A 16,919-nucleotide genomic window follows, 5' to 3' on the forward strand; every position below is an offset into this window, starting at 1 on the left:
TCCGTGTTCGGCAAATAGCCGCCAGCAGTCAGGCGCAAAAACGGCCAGCGGGACACTCGTCCTGCTGGCCGTCTTCTTTTCTCGCGAGGTTTTGGGGCCTGGTGTTTTGCTACACCCTATTCCCTACACCCTGCCTTTAAAACAACAGCTTCAATCCGAACTGAATCTGCCGTGAGGTCGATGCCGTGGCTGTAATGACGCCCGCCGTCGGGGAAGGCGTATCGCCGGCAGCGGTGTAGACCACCTCGTTCGGTGTGCCGAAGTTGGTGTGGTTCAGCACGTTGAAAAACTCGGCGCGAAACTGCGCGCGGAGATTTTCGAAGAGCTGCGTCTCTTTGCGTGCCGAGACATCGAGGTTGGCGAAGCCGGGGCCGACCAGCGAATTACGCCCCGCATTGCCGTATGTTCCGCTGACCGGGTTCGAGAAGGCAGCCGGGTTGAAGTACTGGGTCGGCCCACCCTGGATCACTTTGCCGTGGAAGTCAGGATTCACGTTGGGGCGGATGGGATCGCGGCTGTCGCCATTGTTCGTCGGGTTGTAGCCGAGCTGCGCAGTAAAGGGAAAGCCGGATTGCAGTGTGGCAATGCCGCTCAGGCTCCAGCCGTGAACAATATTCCGCTGCCAGGCGCTGCCGCCCGCGTGACCAAAAGGCAGGTCCCAGGTTCCGTTGATCACGGCGAGATTGCGGATGTCGGTCGAGGCCGGTCCCCAGTCGAGCTTGGGCCGGTTGGGGAACATGACGAAGGCCGGGGCATTTGCGCCGACGCTGGTATTCCATGCCGTGCCGTCGTCGAGGTTCTTCGACCACGTATACACGCCGCGCAGCTGGAAGCCATGGTCGAAGCGGTGATTCACGTCGACCTCGAGACCGTGATACGCGGCGACACCCTCAGAGATCCAGGTGGTGGTATTCGAGAGCTTGGGGTTTGCGTAGGCTGCGCCCGAGGGGTAGTAGACCGTGCCGTTCGCCAGTGTCGAGGGGCACGGCGACGCCGGGCAGATCGTCGGGATCGGCTCGTTCACATCCTCGGAGAGCATGTTGTGGTAGCCGTGCGAGCCGACATAGCCAAGCGTCAGCGATGTATTCGGCGCAATCTTCTGCTCGACGCTCAGGGACCATGAGAGCACCGTCGGCGTATAGGCGTCGGGATTGACGCCGCTGGGCGAAACCTTGCTGCCCGAGGGCGGTGTGTCGCCGGGGGTGATCGAGAGCGAGCTCAGAGCGACGCTCTTGAGCGTGTTCGTGGTGTTGTAGGGCGCAGTCTGGTCGAGCCGGTAGTCGAGGTTGTCGAGCAGCGCGCGATAGATGCCGAAGCCGGTATGCACGATGGTATTGCCGTGGCCGGAGGGGTCCCAGGCCAGGCCCACGCGCGGCTCAGGCAGGAACGTTGCGCGGTTCTTCGAGAGCGCAGAGTGGCCGATGGTGGGATCGGTGTTGATCACGCCGTCGGTGAAGCCGTAATTCGAGGCGCGGTCATGCGCCTCATTCCATCCATTCGTCGACTCGAAGCGGAAACCGGCACGCAGCTCGAGATTGGGCCGCAGCTTGATCGTGTCCTGCACGAAGCCTGCGGCCTCGAGCGAGCGCCAGTTCAGCTCGGTCGGTGAAGGCACGGAGGTGAAGGTGGCAACTGTGCCCTCAAGGAACGTCGTCAGCGTGGTGAACGAAGCCTGCCCGTACTGGTCCTGCGCCATGTTGTCGTTCGACTGGATCTGCTGCAGCCATCCGCCGATCTCGATCTGGTGGCGGCCGCGTGTCCAGTAGACGTGGTCGTCATAGGTATACAGGTTGCGCGCCGTGCTCAGGTTGCTGCCGGCATTGGTGCCCGCGCCGGTGATCGTCGAAGCGCCATTGAGCGCCGTGCCGCCGCCGATCACGATTGCGCCGATCGGTCGCCCGGTGATCCAGCCGGGAAGATCGACCGGCGTAATCCCGGTAAACGCATAGGCTGCGCGCGAGAAGCCGAAGCGTGCGGTGTTGAGCAGTGTCGGCGAGAAGACATGCTGCTCCTGCACACTCGCTACCTGCTCGCGCAGGGCTTCCACATCCGAGCTGTAAGGATTCGCGGTCGGCGTGTTGGCGTCGCTGTCATCCACCGTGTAGACGCCGAAGAGCAGGTCCTTGTCGGAGATATTCCAGTCCGCGCGGGAGGTGCCGAAGTCCTCGCGGATGGTCTGCAGTGGGCTGCTATACGCCTCGCCGATGCCGCTGCCGAGGTCCGGTCCGTTCTGCACCGGCCACAGCGCGAGCAGCGGCTTGGTGGCTGCATTGACGCCGACATAGGTTTCCGTCCCGCTCGAATTGGGCAGGTATCCCAGGCGAGCCTCGTTATCCGGCACGAGCGTCACGTCGCTCAGGTGCAGGTTCTGCCGGAAGCCCTCGTAGTTGCCGAAGAGGAAGACTCTGTTTTTCCGGATGGGGCCGCCGAGCGAGCCGCCGAACTGATTGCGCTGGAACTCGGGAATATCGGTCTGGTCGAAGTAGTTGCGCGCATCGAACGCCGAGTTGCGCAGGAACTCGAAGACCGAGCCGTGCAGGCTATTTGTGCCTGACGCGGTGACAATACTCACCTGCGCGCCGGTGCGCTTGCCATACTCCGCACCGTAATCGTCGGTGACCACGTTGAACTCGCGCACGGCATCGACGCCGAGCAGCTGGCCGCTGGTGCCGCCGGGCGTCACATTGATCTCCGACGCTCCCGTGTACTCGATGCCGTTGAGCAGGAAAATATTGTCCTGCGGGCGATGGCCGCTGACCGCGAACATGTTGCCCACCGCAGAATTCGAGGTGCCGATGCTGCCCGAGCGCTGGTTCGAGTAATTCACGATCGCCGGATTCAGCGTCATCAGCTCGTCATAGCTGCGGCCGTTGAGCGGCATCTCCTTCACCTGGCGCTCGTCCACAAGCCCGCGTGTCTGCTGCGTGGAGAGCTCGACGGCCTGCGGCGCGGCGGCGACGGTGACCTGCTGCTGCACCTGGCCGACCGAGAGCGCGAAGTCGAGAACGGCCGACTGGCCGATCACCAGGCGCAGGCCATTCTGTGTGCTGGTAGTGAATCCGTCGCGTGAAACGGTGATGGCATAGGGGCCGACGGGCACTGACGGCGCGACATACCGGCCGGCCGCATCGGTGACGACTTCGCGCGTTACCCCCGTCTCTGTATTCCGCACCTCCACATGAGCCCCCGGAATAGCCGCACCGGTTGCATCATGCACGGTGCCGGTGATGGAGCCGCCGACCACCTGCGCGCCGAGTGGTGCGGCAGCGATGGAAAGAACGAGTGCGGCGACAGAAGAACTCAAGAGAAGGCGAAAACGAGCGGACACAATAGGCTCCTGGTACGAAGGGAAAGAGGGGAAGCGAAAGGCGCAGCAAGGGAAGGAAGGCGCAGGCGGAGGCTGGAGCCTCAACAACAGCCGCGGCGACAACAGGTTAAGAAGGTACGGAAGAAAGACATAAGCAGCTCGCAGGAAAATGAAAAAGCCGGGACAGGAGCGTCACCGGCGGGGTCGAGGGAGGCTGAGCGGATCAGCTAGAAGAGCATGTGCGCCGGACACGAGGAGGCATGAAGCTGGACTCGACAGGAGCAGAGTCGACAAGCCATGCTGGCAGCGCGAAACATAGGCTGACTATAAGGTGGGCGGACCGGGGCGTCAAGATCGAAGCAATTGACAATCCCCGCCCACTGCGCGACCCTGAAAGAGATGCGTTTTGCTCCAGCTGCGACCGTATTTGTGATGCACGCCTGTTGTTGTGCGTGTTGTCCCCGCACGGCCGTGTGCTCCGTGAACGCATGATCGCATCGTAAGACCGCACTTCGATCTGTACTCCGAGCCCACCGCCTCCTACTACGGCGAGTGGGTTTTTGCTTTTTCGGGCCAGGTGCAACTCGCAGCAGCCCGCGCCGTCAGTGAAGAAGAGATCAATGCAGGACGTATCCTTATGACTACCGCAGTTGCCGACATCGCCGAATCGCCCGCCTCGCGGCTGAGCCATCTCAAGCTGCTCGAGGCCGAGAGCATTCATATCTTCCGCGAGGTTGCGTCGGAGTTCGAGAAGCCGGTGATGCTCTACTCCATCGGCAAGGATTCATCGGTGATGCTGCGCCTGGCGCAGAAGGCGTTTTATCCGGGGCCGATCCCGTTTCCGCTGCTGCACGTGGACACGGGCTACAAATTCCGCGAGATGATCGAGTTTCGCGACAACTACACGCGGGAGCTGGGGCTCGACCTGCTCGTGTGGCGCAATGAAGAGGCGCTCGCCAACGGTGCGAATCCGGTTGATCTGGGCACGCAGCGCTGCTGCGGCCTGCTCAAGACCACTGCGCTGCTCGACGGTCTGCGCTACTACGGCTTCGACGCGGCCTTCGGCGGTGCGCGCCGCGACGAAGAGAAGTCACGCGCGAAAGAACGCATCTACTCCTTCCGCGACAAGGCCGGCCAGTGGGACCCTAAGGCACAGCGGCCCGAGTTGTGGAACCTCTACAACTCGCGCGTCGGCCCTGGCGAGAGCATCCGCGTCTTCCCACTCTCCAACTGGACTGAGCTCGACATCTGGCATTACATCCATCTCGAAAACATTCCCATCGTGCCGCTCTATTTCGCGAAGGAGCGCAGGATGCTGGTGCGCGGCGAGAGCCTCATCCCTGTCGAGCAGCCCTTTATCCAGGGCCTGCCCGGTGAAGAGCAGCTGGTGCGCTGCCGCCTGCGTTCGCTCGGCTGCAGTCCCTGCACCGGAGCCATCCGTTCTGACGCCGACACCATTCCGAAGATCATTGCCGAGCTGGTGTCCTTCCGCAGCTCCGAGCGCGCCAACCGCATCATCGATCACGACCAGGAAGGCTCGATGGAGATCAAGAAGCGCGAGGGGTATTTCTAATGAGTGCAACGCCCCTTACAGAAGTGCAGGGAGAAGAACAGCTGGAGACCTTCTCGATCGAAGACTTCCTCGAGGTGGAGCAGGCCAAGGACCTGCTGCGCTTTACGACCGCAGGCAGTGTGGATGACGGCAAGTCGACGCTGATCGGCCGCCTGCTCTACGACTCGAAGAACGTCTATGAGGATCACGTCCGCTCGGTCACGCGCGTGCAGACCACGACCTCGGGCGCGAGCGCCCCGGCCATCGACTTCGCGCTGCTCACGGACGGCCTGCGCGCAGAGCGCGAGCAGGGCATCACCATCGATGTGGCCTACCGCTACTTCTCCACGCAGCGGCGCAAGTTCATCATCGCCGATACGCCGGGCCACGAGCAGTACACGCGCAACATGGCCACTGGCGCTTCGACTGCCGACCTCGCCATCATCCTCATCGACGCGCGCAAGGGCCTGCTGAACCAGTCGCGCCGTCACGCGTACATCTCGGCGCTGCTGGGCATTCCCCGCGTGGTCGCGGCCATCAACAAGATGGACCTCGTCGACTATTCGGAAGAAGTATTCAAGACGTTGTCGCGCGACTTTGCCGAGCTCGCCTCGCGCGTCGGCCTGCGCCATGTGCAGGCGATTCCGATCAGCGCGCTTGCGGGTGACAACGTGGTGCATCACGGCGACAACACGCCCTGGTACACCGGTCCCACGCTGCTCGACTACCTCGAGCATGTGCCGGTCGAGCGCAACAACTCTGCATTGTCGTTCCGTATGCCGGTGCAGCGCGTCATTCGTCCCAACCAGGATTTTCGCGGCTTCGCCGGACAGATCGCCGCAGGCACCATCCGTCGCGGCGACCGCATTGTTTCGCTGCCTTCCGGCCAGACAAGCCGCGTCGAAAAGATCGTCACCTTCGATGGCGAGCTCGAAGAAGCGAGCGCACCGCTCTCTATCACGCTCACGCTCGAAGACGAGCGCGATATCAGCCGCGGCGATCTGATCGCGGCAGTCGATGGCGCGCCGAAAGTGGCCAATCACTTCGAAGCGTCGGTGGTGTGGCTCAACGAGCAGCCCCTCAAGGTGAATCACCGCTATCTGCTCAAGCACACTAGCCACCTGGTGCCGGCGCGGGTGCGGTCTATCCGCCATCGCATCGATATTCAAACGCTGAAGCCGCAGGCCGCGGCGGAGCTTGATCTGAACGCGATCGGGTTGATTGAAGTTACGACCGATCGGCCGATCCTCGCCGATCTCTACCATGCGAATCGCGCCACCGGCAGCTTCATCCTCGTCGATCCGCAGAACAATGCAACGGTAGGCGCCGGCATGATCCGGCATATTCTCACTGCGACAGTTACAAATTCCACGCTGCCGGGCATTCTTGCCGGCAACGAGGCGAGGCTCGTCGAAATCGAGAGCCTCCTGCTTGAGCGTGAAGTCGCGGTGGTGCGCACCAAGGTCGAGGACCGCGAAATCTGGCGCGCGCTCCAGCATGTAGGCGTGGTGGTGCTCGTCGAAACGCATGCAGCCGCGCTGACACGCGTGCTGGCCGATGGCTCAACGGAAGATGTTACCGCAACGGATGCGGAGTCGCTCGCGAACCTGTTGAGCGGCGAAAGCAAAGAGGAATAAACATGACAACGACGGCAGAAGTAGTCATCCCCGGGCTCGCAGAGAAGATCGCAGAGGCCCAGCGCTTTGTGCGCGCGGAGCTCGCAGGCCGCGAGGCCGAAGCAGCGGTCACCAGCAGCTTCCAGGCCGAAGACATGGTCGTCGTCGATCTCGTGCGCCAGGTGCTGCCCCATGTGCCGGTGCTGTTCCTCGATACCGGCTATCACTTCCGCGCGACCTACGAGTATCGCGATCAGATGGCGCAGGCGTGGAACCTCAATCTCGTGAATGTTCTGCCGGAAAAGACCGTCGCCGAGCAGGAGGCCGAGTTCGGCATCCTCAACCAGATCGCGCCCGACAAGTGCTGTGGCCTGCGCAAGGTGGGGCCGTTGTTCAAGTCGCTCGATCCCTATGGCCTGTGGTTCACGGGCCTGCGCCGCGAGCAGGCCAAGACGCGCGCCAACCTGCAGGTCGCGGAGTTTTTCTCGCTGCCTACCGGCAAGCAGCTACGCAAGCTGAGCCCGCTGGCGGACTGGACGACGCGCGAGGTCTGGTACTACGCACAGCAGCGTGAGATTCCCTTGCTGCCGCTCTATGATCTCGGCTATTCGAGCATCGGCTGCGAACCCTGCACCAGCCTTCCGCTTAGCTCGGACGATCCGCGCTCGGGTCGCTGGGGCGGCCATAAGGTCGAGTGCGGCATCCATATTCAGCCGGCTGCTCCTGTTGCGGGCCCAGGTACGGGCGTGGAGAAGTAGCACATGGAATTCGGACTGGGCTTTCTCATCGCGTTCATCATTGCCATTACCGGCGTAGGCGCGGGCACCATCACCGCGCCGCTGCTGATCCTGGTGCTGCATGTGCCGATCGCGGTCAGCGTGGGCACGGCGCTGGCGTATTCGACCGCGGTGAAAGCTGTTGTCGTGCCCTTGCAGGTGATGCGCAAGCAGATCAACTGGAAGGTGCTGGCTGTCATGCTGGCAGGAGGACTCCCCGGCGTCATCGTGGGCACGCTGCTCTTCAAGCGCTTCGGCGCACTCAAGGGGCATGCCTTCTTCTTTGGCGCGCTCGGCACGGTCATCGTCTTTTCGTCGGCGTGGCATCTCTTCCGGCACTTCCGTCCGAATGCCATCTCCGGCCATCGTCCTGCACGGATGAAGACGATCGGCGCGCTGATGTTCCCCATCGCCGCCGAGGTCGGCTTCTCGTCCTCCGGCGCAGGAGCGCTCGGATCGCTGGCGCTCATGAGCCTTTCGCCATTGAGCGCTGCGCAGGTGGTTGGCACCGATCTGGCCTTCGCCTTTTGCGTAACGCTGTTGGGCAGTGGTCTGCACTTTGCCGACGGCAGCATTGATAAAGCGCTGCTGGTGAAGCTGGTGATCGGTGGACTGGTGGGCGCGCTGGCGGGGTCGGCCGTTGCGCCGCGTGTGCCGAACAAGCAGCTTCGGCTGGCGCTGTCGGTGGTGTTGCTGGCGCTGGGATTGCAGTTCTGCTACCAGGCTGTAGCCAAGCAACTCAGCACGCACAGCTCAAATGGCCGCTCGGCTGCGGTGCATGGCGCGGAGCCGCATGCGCTGGCGCTGGCGCATCCGCAGCAATAACTTCGATCCTTTCCGTTATCGCTTATAGATCACGCCGCCTTTCATCACGAAGGTGACATGCTGCGTGACGCCGATGTCGTCCAGGGGATTTCCCGGTACGGCGATGACGTCAGCGAAGTAGCCCGCCTTCAGTTCGCCGATCGTTCCTTCCCAGCCGAGCAGCTTCGCGCCGTTGATCAGGTCCGCGCGGAGCACATCCGCCGTGCTCATGCCGTATTGGTGCATGAGCACCAGCTCGCGTGCCTGCGTGCCATGCGGAAAGGGGCCGACATCGGACCCCACAGCGAAGGAGATGCCGGCGGCCATCTGCTTCTTGAAGCTTTCCGCGTGATAGTCCAGCATGGCGCGTTCGCGCTTCGCCGCTTCAGGGGTGGCGGCGTGATCGGCAAAGTATTCCATGATCGCGAAGGTGGGCACGGCGGGAATGTGCTTCTCGCGCATGATGCGCATGGTCTCGGGACTGAGATCGAAAGCGTGGTCCATCGATGCGACGCCTGCTTCGGCGGCATAGCGTACGCCTGGTTCGCCTGTCGCGTGGACGGCAACCACTCTGCCGGTGCGTGCTGCTTCGTCGACCGCGGCCTTTAGCTCTGCTTCTGTGTATTGGTAAGGCGTCGAGAAGATGCCGTTCGTAATCGAATCGTGGCCGGTCTCGTACATCTTTACGAAGTCCGAACCGTCCTTCACCTGTTCCCGAATAACAGAAACGATCTCGTCAATGTTGTTGGCGCGGTCGGCGTTGGAGAGCACGTGTTGAGCAGGGTTGTAATGATTGGCATCTTCATGTCCACCGAGGATGTCGATCGCATTGCCGCTGATGCGCAGACGCGGGCCGGGAATGAGCCCCTGGTTGATGGCATTGCGTACGGCAGTATCTGCTGAGCCTGCGCCTTCCGTGCCCATGTCGCGCTCCGCGGTAAAGCCGGCCATCAGATCGTCTCTCGCCGCGAGCGTCGCGAGGATTGTTCGCTGTGGCACAGATTCTTCTACCGTCTGCAGGTCTTCTGCGCTTGGATGCAGAAACAGGTGCACATGCGCGTCGATAAGTCCCGGCATCAGTGTTGAGTCGCCAAGGTCGATCACGCGGGCTCCGGCTGGATGAGCGACAGAGGCGCCTGCGGCGGTGATGTGTTCGCCTTCGATAAGAAGCTCGCCGGGCATCACCACACGGCCTGCGGCGACATCGAGCAGCCGCGCCGCATGGAGCACGATGGGCGCGCCAGCGGTCTGCGCAGCTTGCTGTGCGGACGCGGACAGACCGGCAAGGAGGATGGAAACAGCGAGGACGAAGAAGGCGGTGCAGCTGCGGCGCATGAAAACTCCTCGGCAAAACGGAAAGATCGGCAGCGGATGACTGCGATCTTAAAACGCCGGGAGCGGTTTGCGCAGAGCAGAAGAGAGGGATGGGCCTCTCATCTGCTCAAATGCGTGCATCCGCAGGGGAACAGAGTGTTGTTATTCTGCGCCGGAGACCGTCTGGCTGGGAGCCTGATCGAGGGCGACGAGGAACTGTGTGCCCTCGGGCAGCTTGATATCACCGCGCTTGCTGGTGAGGGTTCCCGACGTGTCATCCTTGACGGCGCTGTGCAGGGCCGTGTCTCCGATTGCACCTGCGACCTGGTCAAAGACGCCATCGGCGCTGACCGGAAGCGGAAGCTCCGCCGGATCGTTCGCCGAGGAGAAGCTGACCAGCGTGGCCTTGACGGGCAGGGTTTTGCCGTCCTTGAGGCGCGCCTGCGAGAAGGTCAGAGTCAGTTTGGCAGGGCCACGATCTTTTGCTGCTTCCACGGTATCGATCTTGCCCAGCAGCTGTGTACCGTGCGGCAGCTCCACGCCTTCGGGGGTGCGGATGCTATCTGTAAGTTGCACAGTTACAATTTGTCCCGGTGCGGCAGATTTTGTATTCAGCGCATGGATAAGGGTGGCATCGCTGGACATCAGCGTGGCGCCGGAGGTGGAATTCTGAGCGAGGGCTGCGCCGGTGATAAGGGCAGCGGCGGCAAAAAGCGCAAAGGGGCGTGCAGCAACGTTTTTCATAAACGTCTCCGTTTTCAGATGAAATGATTGCCCGCGGAAGAACCCTCTTCCGAGCACGATGGATCCTGGCGGGGGCCGATGCGGGCGGGCACAAGCAGGGCTTGAGATTCCATGCCGGGTGGGATGATCGACTCCACCGCGGCCCTGTCCGCATAATTTACTGCTCACTTAATCAGACGCGCATTTGAGGGAAAAGTCGCAGAGAGTGCAATGCTGCAATCGATCGAGAATACGCTTGCTGCGCAGAGAGCGCGTCACATGACCAGCGCGACGCGCTCCAGTTCCTTCTGCATGCAGTCGAGAGAGCAGCCGTTGTTTTCGATGCGCAGGACCGCGTCGCGGGCCTGATCGGTGCCGACGCCGTAGCCGCGCATGGCGAGGAATGCTGCGAGAATCTGGGCAGCCTGGAAGGAATCGATGCCGGCATTCAACAGCTCGTTGCGGAGGCTGGACAGATCGCTGTTTTCGAACTTTTCAACTTTGCTGATCATGGACTTCACTCCTTCGCGAGATTGCAGCTCTATCCGGTTTAGACACCGCTATCTGTTTCGGGTTGCTGGCAAAAGCGCTTTCCCTGTAGCAGTACGCAGGCAAACCGGACATAGTTTGATGTGGAAGGAAGAATTTTTAGAAGGAGCGAACTCTTTCCGGAATGCAGGACGCGCAGCGGAAAGTTTTTTAGACTGGACGGCATGACGCAATCCGAGACGCGGCCGCCATCAGGCAGAAGGTCTGAAGTGGAACCGCAAGAGAGCGAGAAGTCCGCCATGCAGAGAAGTGGGCCGGGCTGGGCCTTGATGCTGGCTCTGCTGGCCGTCGCGATGATCGTGGCCGCACTGATTGCGTATCGGATGATCTATCCGTTCTTTCATCGCCCGGCGCATAGTTTGGTCGTGGGACAGGCTGCGGCTTATCTCTCTGTCGCTGTGCCGCGCTTCTGGGCACGCGCGGCCTGCAGCACGGGGATGCCGTCTTCCAGGGGATAGTGGCGATGGCAATCCTGGCAGCATACGGAGGCCGCTTCAAGGGTCAGCGCGCCGTGGCAGACCGGACAGGCGATCTGGTGGAGCGCGGCGCGAAGCGTTTCGAAGGTCTGCATGGGTTCAGTGTAGCGGGAAATGGGAGGAAGCTTTGCTGAGAGTAGGGCTCACAGGAGGTCTGGGCAGCGGTAAGACAACGGTGTCGCAGATTCTCCGCGAGTTGGGAGCACAGGTGTTGGAGGCCGATCTGGTCGGCCGGCAGATGATGGAGCCCGGCCACGCAGTTTACGATGCGGTGGTGCGGCAGTTTGGCCCCGAAGTGGTACGCGGCGACGGCACGCTCGACCGCAAGCGTCTGGCCGAGCTGGCATTTGCGGGCAATCGCCTGGCCGAGTTGACAAAGATCGTGCACCCGCCGGTGATTGCCGCCGAAGAGCGCTGGTGCCGCCGGGTTGCCGAGCAGGACCCCTCGGCCGTGGCGGTGGTGGAGTCGGCGCTGATCTTTGAATCCGTGAAGCAGGGTACAGTGCCGGGCTGGCGCCAACGCTTTGACCGCGTGATTCTGGTGACCGCGCCTGAAACGCTGCGCATACAGAGATATGTGGAGCGGATACAGCTGCAAGGAACGAGATTGAGTCTTGCGGAGCTGGAGGCGGACGCGCGCGGACGTATCGCCGCACAGATGCCGGACAGCGAAAAGATTCCGCTTGCGGACTATGTGATTCACAATGACAGCTCTCTTGAGAGCACGCGACGCCAGACGCAGCACATCTATGCGGAACTCAAGGCGGCGGCACGGGTCTGAAGAGAGTGTTTCCTCGAAACACCTAAAATGGAAGCAGCGAGCAGGCGCAGGGTGCGCCCGTGAGAGACAGGTAAAGCAATGACCTTTCGCAGAGTCGTAATCATTCTTCTTATCGTGGGCGGTTTCTGGTATCTCACCAGCCATGACACGAGCCTCATCCGGACAAAGATTCTCGAGAACCGGCTGCACGGCAGCTCGCTGCGGCTGACCGAAGCCGACGCAGCGCCGGAGTACGACGCGGAAGAAGTGAACAACATCTCGATCTATAAGCATGTGCTGCCGTCGGTAGTGAACATCACTTCTCAGACGCAGGCGCTGAACTTCTTCTTCCAGGTGGTGCCGCAGCAAGGGCAGGGTTCGGGCTTCATCCTCGATAGGGAAGGCCACATCCTTACGAATTACCACGTGATTGGCGATGCGCAGCAGATCGAGGTAACGACATCGGACAAGCATCGCTATCGCGCCACGCCGATTGGAAAAGATCCTGTGCACGATCTCGCGCTGCTGCAGATCCATGCGCAGAACCTCACGCCGGTGACGCTGGCCGCCAGCTCGCGCAATTTAGAGGTAGGGCAGAAGGTCTACGCCATCGGCAATCCCTTCGGTTTGGCCGGAACGATGACGACCGGCATCATCAGTGCCATCCGTTCCATCCACAGCCCGCAGGGCGCGCCGATTGAGAATGCCATCCAGACCGACGCTGCGATCAATCCCGGCAATTCAGGGGGCCCGCTGCTGAACTCGCGCGGGGAGGTCATCGGTATTACATCGCTGATCGCGACCAATCCCAATGAGAACGTGGAGCAGAGCGCGGGCATCGGCTTCGCTATTCCCATCGATACGGCCAAGGCGGTGCTCGGCGACATCCAGAAGTACGGGCGCGTGCGCAGGCCGTCGATGGGCATCATCTCGCTGCCCATCGGGCCGGATCTTGCCGAGCAGATGGGGCTCGCGGCAGGGTATGGCGTGCTCATCCAGCGCACCGTGCAGGGCGGCGCGGCAGACCGCGCGGGTCTGCGCGGCGGCAATCAGACCGCGTATCTTGGCAACACGCTGATCTATCTCGGCGGCGACCTGATCGTGAACATCGACGGGCAGGACGTGACCAATACGCAGGACATCTCCGACGTGATGAACCGCCATCAGGTGGGCGATACGGTGACGGTAACCTTCTATCGCGGCCGGCGCAAGATGACCACGCAGGTCACGCTGGGCGAGGCCCACGAGCAGGCGGCCTGATGCGCTTTCGCCGCAGGCTCGGCGCGAATACGGTTGTCGCCTGGGTGCTGAGCGCCCTCTTCGTCGGGTTTGTTTTCCTGCATGCCGGCAGGCCGCCGTATGCGGCTGTGATCGCCATGGTCGTGGTGTTGCTGCTCTATGCGCTACCGCACATCTTCTGGTGCTGGGATGTGACGCCGGATCGTCTGGTAAACCGCCGTTACTTCAGCGAGCGGAGCTTCGTCCTGGCCGAGATCGAGTACGCCGGATCGATGCCCGGACACCTCACGCCGAGGCGCGGCAAGGGGGCGTGGATCGAAGTGCGCACCCGCGCCGGCGAACGGATGATCGTGCAGCCCGCCGATGCCGAGGCGTTCCTCGCGGAGCTGCAGAAGTATGTTCCGGCTGCGGTGAAGGCGGACGATCAGCCTGCAGACAAATAACGCCGTCCATCGATCCGATACCGGCCGCTGAGTACGCGGCCAATCGCTTCGCTGTAGGCGATGTGCTCCTGCTCGAGGATGCGCTCGGCGAGTGCGTGGGCGTCATCGGTATCGAGCACGGGGACAACCTTCTGCAGGATGATCACCCCGTGATCGAGCTCTTCATCGACAAAGTGCACCGTGCAGCCGGCCACCTTCGCGCCATAATCAAAGGCCTGCGTCTGCGCATCGAGGCCGGGAAAAGCCGGCAGCAGCGAGGGATGGATGTTCAGGATCGCGTTGGGGAAGGCGCGGACGAAATCCGGCGAGAGCAGCCGCATGTACCCTGCGAGAATCACCAGGTCGATATCGTGCTCGCGCAGCGTGGCTACGATTTCGGCGTCGTGCTCGGCGCGCTTGCGCCCCTTCGCTTCGACGGCAACAGCTTTGAGCCCCAGCTCCTGCGCGGAAGCCAGGCCGGGAGCATCGGTCTTATTCGAAATAACGACGGCGATCTCGCAGCCGGAGAGCTTTCCTTCGCGGATGTTTTTCGCAATGGCAAGAAAGTTGGAGCCGCGTCCGGAGAGCAGGATGCCGAGTCGTTTTACAGAAGACATGTATTCAGGTTAGCAGTCGGCAGGCAGCCGCAAAGGCGGCCAGGGATAAAGCGGCCAGCATCCCGAAGGGTCGCTGGCCGTTCTTATGACTGACTGCTGACTACTGTCTCCTTAATCGTGCTCGGTGTGAGGGCTTTGTTCGGTCGGACGAGGATGATCGCCCGGCAGCATGCGCAGAATCGCCGGGAACACAAAGGCCACAATGAAGTAGGCCACGGTAGCGGCGATCGCCAGCACGGGCAGCCCGGCTCCGCAGGCCATGCCGATGCCGGTGACCAGCCACACGGTCGCGGCGGTTGTGAGCCCGGCCACGTGATCGCCCTTGACGAAGATCAATCCCGCGCCGATAAAGCCGATGCCGGTGACAATCTGCGCGGCCACGCGCGAAGGATCGAGCACGATGGTGCCGGCGTGCAGCACATCCGTGAATCCAAATTTGGAGATGAGAAGAAAGAGCGCCGAAGAGGTGCCGACCACGGTGTAGGTGCGCAGCCCCGCGCTTTTACGGCGTATCTCCCGTTCGAGTCCGATCATGGCGGAGAGCAGGAAGGCGAGCCCCAGCTCAAGGATCTGTTTCAGGCCCTGCCCGTTCGGCTCGAAGAATGGCATGCGGAACATTGTAGAAGAGTGGGAATACGGCCAGCAGCCAGTCGTAAAGACGGCCAGTGATAAAGCGGCCAGCTCGGAGATCGTTGCCTTCCGCCTGTCTTCGTTGTCATGCGAGCAGCAACAGAGATGCATGGTGGCCCATTCAAGCCCGGTTTGGGCTTGAGTGGGGGACAAGGATCGCTACAGGCCGTTTTTATGACTAGCTACTGGCCGTTCTACCACTGGCCGCTTTACCACTGACCACTACTTCTGCGTGTAAACCACCTTGCGGTTGCCCTTCACGATGCGGCCGATGATGGAGTGCTTCTCGCCGAGCTTTTCGAGCAGCGCCGCAACCTTCTTGTACTTCTCTGGGCGGACGACGATGGTCAGTCCGACACCCATGTTGAAGGTGCGCATCATCTCGTCCTGCTCCACCGAGCCCAGCTCGCGCAGGTGCTCGAAGATGGGCAGCACCGGCCAGGAGCCGAGCGCAATCTCCGCCGAGACGGTCTTGGGCAGGATGCGGGGCAGGTTTTCGGTAATGCCGCCGCCGGTGATGTGCGCCATGCCCTCCACCAGCTTCGCCGCGGTAAGCTTCTGGATGATCGGCAGGTAGCTGCGATGGGTCTTCATCAGCGCCGCACCGGCCTTGTCCTTGATGGCCTTCACGCGATCGTTGGGCTTGTAGCCTGCGGTCTCGAAGAAGAGCTTGCGGGCCAAAGAATACCCATTGGTGTGCAGGCCGGTCGAAGGCAGACCGAGGACCAGATCGCCCGGCTTGATGTCTGCGCCGGTTACCAGCTTGTCGCGATCGACCACGCCGACGATGAAGCCTGCGAGGTCATATTCGCCGTCGGCATAGAAGCCGGGCATCTGCGCCGTCTCGCCGCCGATCAGCGCGCAGCCATTCTCGCGGCACGCGGTGGCCAGGCCGGTCACGACCTTCTCGATGATCTTGTTCTCGAGCCGGCCGGTGGCCAGGTAGTCGAGGAAGAAGAGCGGCGTTGCGCCCTGCACGGCAATGTCGTTGACGCAGTGGTTCACCAGGTCCGCGCCCACCGTGTCATGAATGCCGAGCTGGAAGGCCAGCTTGAGCTTGGTGCCCACGCCATCCGCGCTCGAGACCAGGATCGGGTCCTTGAACTTCTTGCTGTCGAACTTGAACAGCGCGCCGAAGCCGCCGATGCCGCCGAGGACATTGCGGCTGAAGGTCTGCTTGGCCAGCTCCTTGATGCGCTCCTTGGCGCGATCGCCGCTGGCAATATCGACGCCGGCGGCTGCGTAGGTGACGGGCTTGGCGGAAGGCTTTTTCTTGGATTCGGGCAAGGATGCGTCTCGACTGCGTGGAATGGGCTTGGAACACAGGCCGGAAGCTCAATTTTATCATTCGGAGCCGGTCCTCCTGCGGGGAAGCGAAACCATTGGCGCCGGGCAATCGTCTTTGCGGGCAGGCCGGCAGAGATCGGTAAGGACCGGCAAAGGAGCGATGACCATGCGAGCAGCGATGGTGTGGTTCTGCCTTGCAGCAGCGGCGCTGCCCATGGTGGCGCAGGAAAATACAGGTTCCACGTCCGAAGCCAAACCGGGTTCTGCGGCAGCGGCGCCGGTAACGCCCGGACCCATCCCGGCGGCGATCGGGAGGGCGAAGAAGGTGTTTGTCTCGAACGAGGGATCGGATGGGGGCCTGTTTCCGCACCCTTTCTCTGGAACGGAGTCGCGAGCTTACGATCAGTTCTACGCAGCGCTCCAGCAGTGGGGACGGTATGAGCTGGTAGATAACCCGGCCGAGGCCGACCTCGTTTTCGATGTGCGCCTGCTGGCGCCGAAAGGGCCGTTGAAGGCCGAAAAGATTAACGGAACGCAGGATCCGCTGCCGGAGCTCCGGCTGGTGATCTATGACCGGCCTACTCATTACGCATTGTGGGCGATCACCCGGCAGGTGGACCTCGCCTTCCTGCAGAAGACCCATGATCGTAACTTCAATGAGGCGATGGATGCGCTGATGTCGGACCTGAAGCACCTGACCGGACAGGATGCGGCGAATAAGGGGGCAGGAGTTTCCTAGCCTGGATTCGGCGCAGGCGCGAAAGTGGCTTTGGGTGGGTGTGCTCCGGAAGGTGAAAAGCTCCCAATGTCTCCTCCTTCAGCCTGGCAATTCGCCTGCTGTTATCTC

At 62.0% G+C, this 16,919-nt stretch carries 16 protein-coding genes; 9 read left to right on the plus strand and 7 right to left on the minus strand.

Annotated elements, in window-relative coordinates:
* Positions 1-136 precede the first annotated feature (136 nt).
* Positions 137-3,328: a TonB-dependent receptor gene (locus ESZ00_RS08520; RefSeq protein ID WP_129207664.1), complete on the minus strand. Its 3,192-nt coding sequence runs from the start codon at positions 3,326-3,328 to the stop codon at positions 137-139.
* Positions 3,329-3,944: 616 nt separating this feature from the next.
* Between ESZ00_RS08520 and cysD the strand changes: the two genes are divergently transcribed.
* The 4 genes from cysD to ESZ00_RS08540 are packed head-to-tail and all read left to right on the plus strand — an operon-like array spanning position 3,945 to position 8,076.
* Entirely contained in the window at positions 3,945-4,880 is a 936-nt protein-coding gene (gene cysD, locus ESZ00_RS08525; RefSeq protein ID WP_129207665.1) for a sulfate adenylyltransferase subunit CysD, read from the plus strand.
* Positions 4,880-6,496, plus strand: a complete 1,617-nt coding sequence (gene cysN, locus ESZ00_RS08530; RefSeq protein ID WP_129207666.1) for a sulfate adenylyltransferase subunit CysN — start codon at positions 4,880-4,882, stop codon at positions 6,494-6,496. Before cysD ends, cysN begins: the two co-directional genes overlap by 1 nt.
* A gap of 2 nt (positions 6,497-6,498) precedes the next feature.
* Complete coding sequence (locus ESZ00_RS08535; protein ID WP_129207667.1) at positions 6,499-7,233, plus strand: phosphoadenylyl-sulfate reductase; 735 nt, start codon at positions 6,499-6,501, stop codon at positions 7,231-7,233.
* A 3-nt stretch (positions 7,234-7,236) separates the two neighbouring features.
* Entirely contained in the window at positions 7,237-8,076 is an 840-nt protein-coding gene (locus ESZ00_RS08540) for a sulfite exporter TauE/SafE family protein (RefSeq protein ID WP_129207668.1), read from the plus strand.
* Between the two features lie 15 nt (positions 8,077-8,091).
* Here the strand turns inward: ESZ00_RS08540 and ESZ00_RS08545 are convergent, their stop codons facing one another.
* From ESZ00_RS08545 to ESZ00_RS08555, 3 genes are all read right to left on the minus strand, one after another.
* Complete coding sequence (locus tag ESZ00_RS08545; RefSeq protein WP_129207669.1) at positions 8,092-9,390, minus strand: metal-dependent hydrolase family protein; 1,299 nt, start codon at positions 9,388-9,390, stop codon at positions 8,092-8,094.
* 141 nt (positions 9,391-9,531) lie between these two features.
* Positions 9,532-10,113: a hypothetical protein gene (locus ESZ00_RS08550; RefSeq protein ID WP_129207670.1), complete on the minus strand. Its 582-nt coding sequence runs from the start codon at positions 10,111-10,113 to the stop codon at positions 9,532-9,534.
* Positions 10,114-10,367: 254 nt separating this feature from the next.
* Positions 10,368-10,604 carry a hypothetical protein gene (locus ESZ00_RS08555; RefSeq protein ID WP_129207671.1) on the minus strand — a complete coding sequence of 79 codons (237 nt, stop codon included), beginning with the start codon at positions 10,602-10,604 and terminating at the stop codon, positions 10,368-10,370.
* Between the two features lie 246 nt (positions 10,605-10,850).
* Between ESZ00_RS08555 and ESZ00_RS20060 the strand changes: the two genes are divergently transcribed.
* From ESZ00_RS20060 to ESZ00_RS08575, 4 genes are all read left to right on the plus strand, one after another.
* Positions 10,851-11,099 carry a hypothetical protein gene (locus ESZ00_RS20060; RefSeq protein WP_164981253.1) on the plus strand — a complete coding sequence of 83 codons (249 nt, stop codon included), beginning with the start codon at positions 10,851-10,853 and terminating at the stop codon, positions 11,097-11,099.
* A gap of 145 nt (positions 11,100-11,244) precedes the next feature.
* Positions 11,245-11,898, plus strand: a complete 654-nt coding sequence (gene coaE, locus ESZ00_RS08565) for a dephospho-CoA kinase (protein WP_129207673.1) — start codon at positions 11,245-11,247, stop codon at positions 11,896-11,898.
* Positions 11,899-11,976: 78 nt separating this feature from the next.
* On the plus strand, positions 11,977-13,137 hold the full coding sequence (locus ESZ00_RS08570; RefSeq protein ID WP_129207674.1) for a S1C family serine protease: 1,161 nt from the start codon (positions 11,977-11,979) through the stop codon (positions 13,135-13,137).
* Positions 13,137-13,559 (plus strand): hypothetical protein, encoded by a 423-nt coding sequence (locus ESZ00_RS08575; RefSeq protein ID WP_129207675.1) that lies wholly within the window; start codon positions 13,137-13,139, stop codon positions 13,557-13,559. Before ESZ00_RS08570 ends, ESZ00_RS08575 begins: the two co-directional genes overlap by 1 nt.
* On the opposite strand, the gene purN is transcribed toward ESZ00_RS08575, so the two are convergent.
* The 3 genes from purN to purM all read right to left on the minus strand — a co-directional run bounded on the left by purN (position 13,541) and on the right by purM (position 16,072).
* Positions 13,541-14,155 carry a phosphoribosylglycinamide formyltransferase gene (gene purN, locus ESZ00_RS08580; RefSeq protein WP_129207676.1) on the minus strand — a complete coding sequence of 205 codons (615 nt, stop codon included), beginning with the start codon at positions 14,153-14,155 and terminating at the stop codon, positions 13,541-13,543. The two genes, ESZ00_RS08575 and purN, sit on opposite strands and share 19 nt — an antisense overlap.
* A 111-nt stretch (positions 14,156-14,266) precedes the next feature.
* Complete coding sequence (locus ESZ00_RS08585) at positions 14,267-14,764, minus strand: MgtC/SapB family protein (protein ID WP_129207677.1); 498 nt, start codon at positions 14,762-14,764, stop codon at positions 14,267-14,269.
* A gap of 243 nt (positions 14,765-15,007) precedes the next feature.
* Positions 15,008-16,072, minus strand: a complete 1,065-nt coding sequence (purM, locus tag ESZ00_RS08590) for a phosphoribosylformylglycinamidine cyclo-ligase (RefSeq protein ID WP_129207678.1) — start codon at positions 16,070-16,072, stop codon at positions 15,008-15,010.
* 160 nt (positions 16,073-16,232) lie between these two features.
* Here purM and ESZ00_RS08595 point away from each other — a divergent pair, with 160 nt between their 5' ends.
* Positions 16,233-16,811: a hypothetical protein gene (locus ESZ00_RS08595; RefSeq protein ID WP_229741052.1), complete on the plus strand. Its 579-nt coding sequence runs from the start codon at positions 16,233-16,235 to the stop codon at positions 16,809-16,811.
* Positions 16,812-16,919 lie beyond the last annotated feature (108 nt).

Source organism: Silvibacterium dinghuense (assembly GCF_004123295.1).
Classification (GTDB): Bacteria; Acidobacteriota; Terriglobia; order Terriglobales; family Acidobacteriaceae; genus Silvibacterium; species Silvibacterium dinghuense.

Bases quoted from the DNA above. Each gene is read 5' to 3' on its own strand.
- cysD (WP_129207665.1), top strand. From the start codon at position 3,945: ATGACTACCGCAGTTGCCGACATCGCCGAATCGCCCGCCTCGCGGCTG.
- cysN (WP_129207666.1), top strand. From the start codon at position 4,880: ATGAGTGCAACGCCCCTTACAGAAGTGCAGGGAGAAGAACAGCTGGAG.
- ESZ00_RS08535 (WP_129207667.1), top strand. From the start codon at position 6,499: ATGACAACGACGGCAGAAGTAGTCATCCCCGGGCTCGCAGAGAAGATC.
- ESZ00_RS08540 (WP_129207668.1), top strand. From the start codon at position 7,237: ATGGAATTCGGACTGGGCTTTCTCATCGCGTTCATCATTGCCATTACC.
- ESZ00_RS08545 (WP_129207669.1), bottom strand. From the start codon at position 9,390: ATGCGCCGCAGCTGCACCGCCTTCTTCGTCCTCGCTGTTTCCATCCTC.
- ESZ00_RS08550 (WP_129207670.1), bottom strand. From the start codon at position 10,113: ATGAAAAACGTTGCTGCACGCCCCTTTGCGCTTTTTGCCGCCGCTGCC.
- ESZ00_RS08555 (WP_129207671.1), bottom strand. From the start codon at position 10,604: ATGATCAGCAAAGTTGAAAAGTTCGAAAACAGCGATCTGTCCAGCCTC.
- ESZ00_RS08570 (WP_129207674.1), top strand. From the start codon at position 11,977: ATGACCTTTCGCAGAGTCGTAATCATTCTTCTTATCGTGGGCGGTTTC.
- ESZ00_RS08575 (WP_129207675.1), top strand. From the start codon at position 13,137: ATGCGCTTTCGCCGCAGGCTCGGCGCGAATACGGTTGTCGCCTGGGTG.
- purN (WP_129207676.1), bottom strand. From the start codon at position 14,155: ATGTCTTCTGTAAAACGACTCGGCATCCTGCTCTCCGGACGCGGCTCC.
- ESZ00_RS08585 (WP_129207677.1), bottom strand. From the start codon at position 14,764: ATGCCATTCTTCGAGCCGAACGGGCAGGGCCTGAAACAGATCCTTGAG.
- ESZ00_RS08595 (WP_229741052.1), top strand. From the start codon at position 16,233: ATGACCATGCGAGCAGCGATGGTGTGGTTCTGCCTTGCAGCAGCGGCG.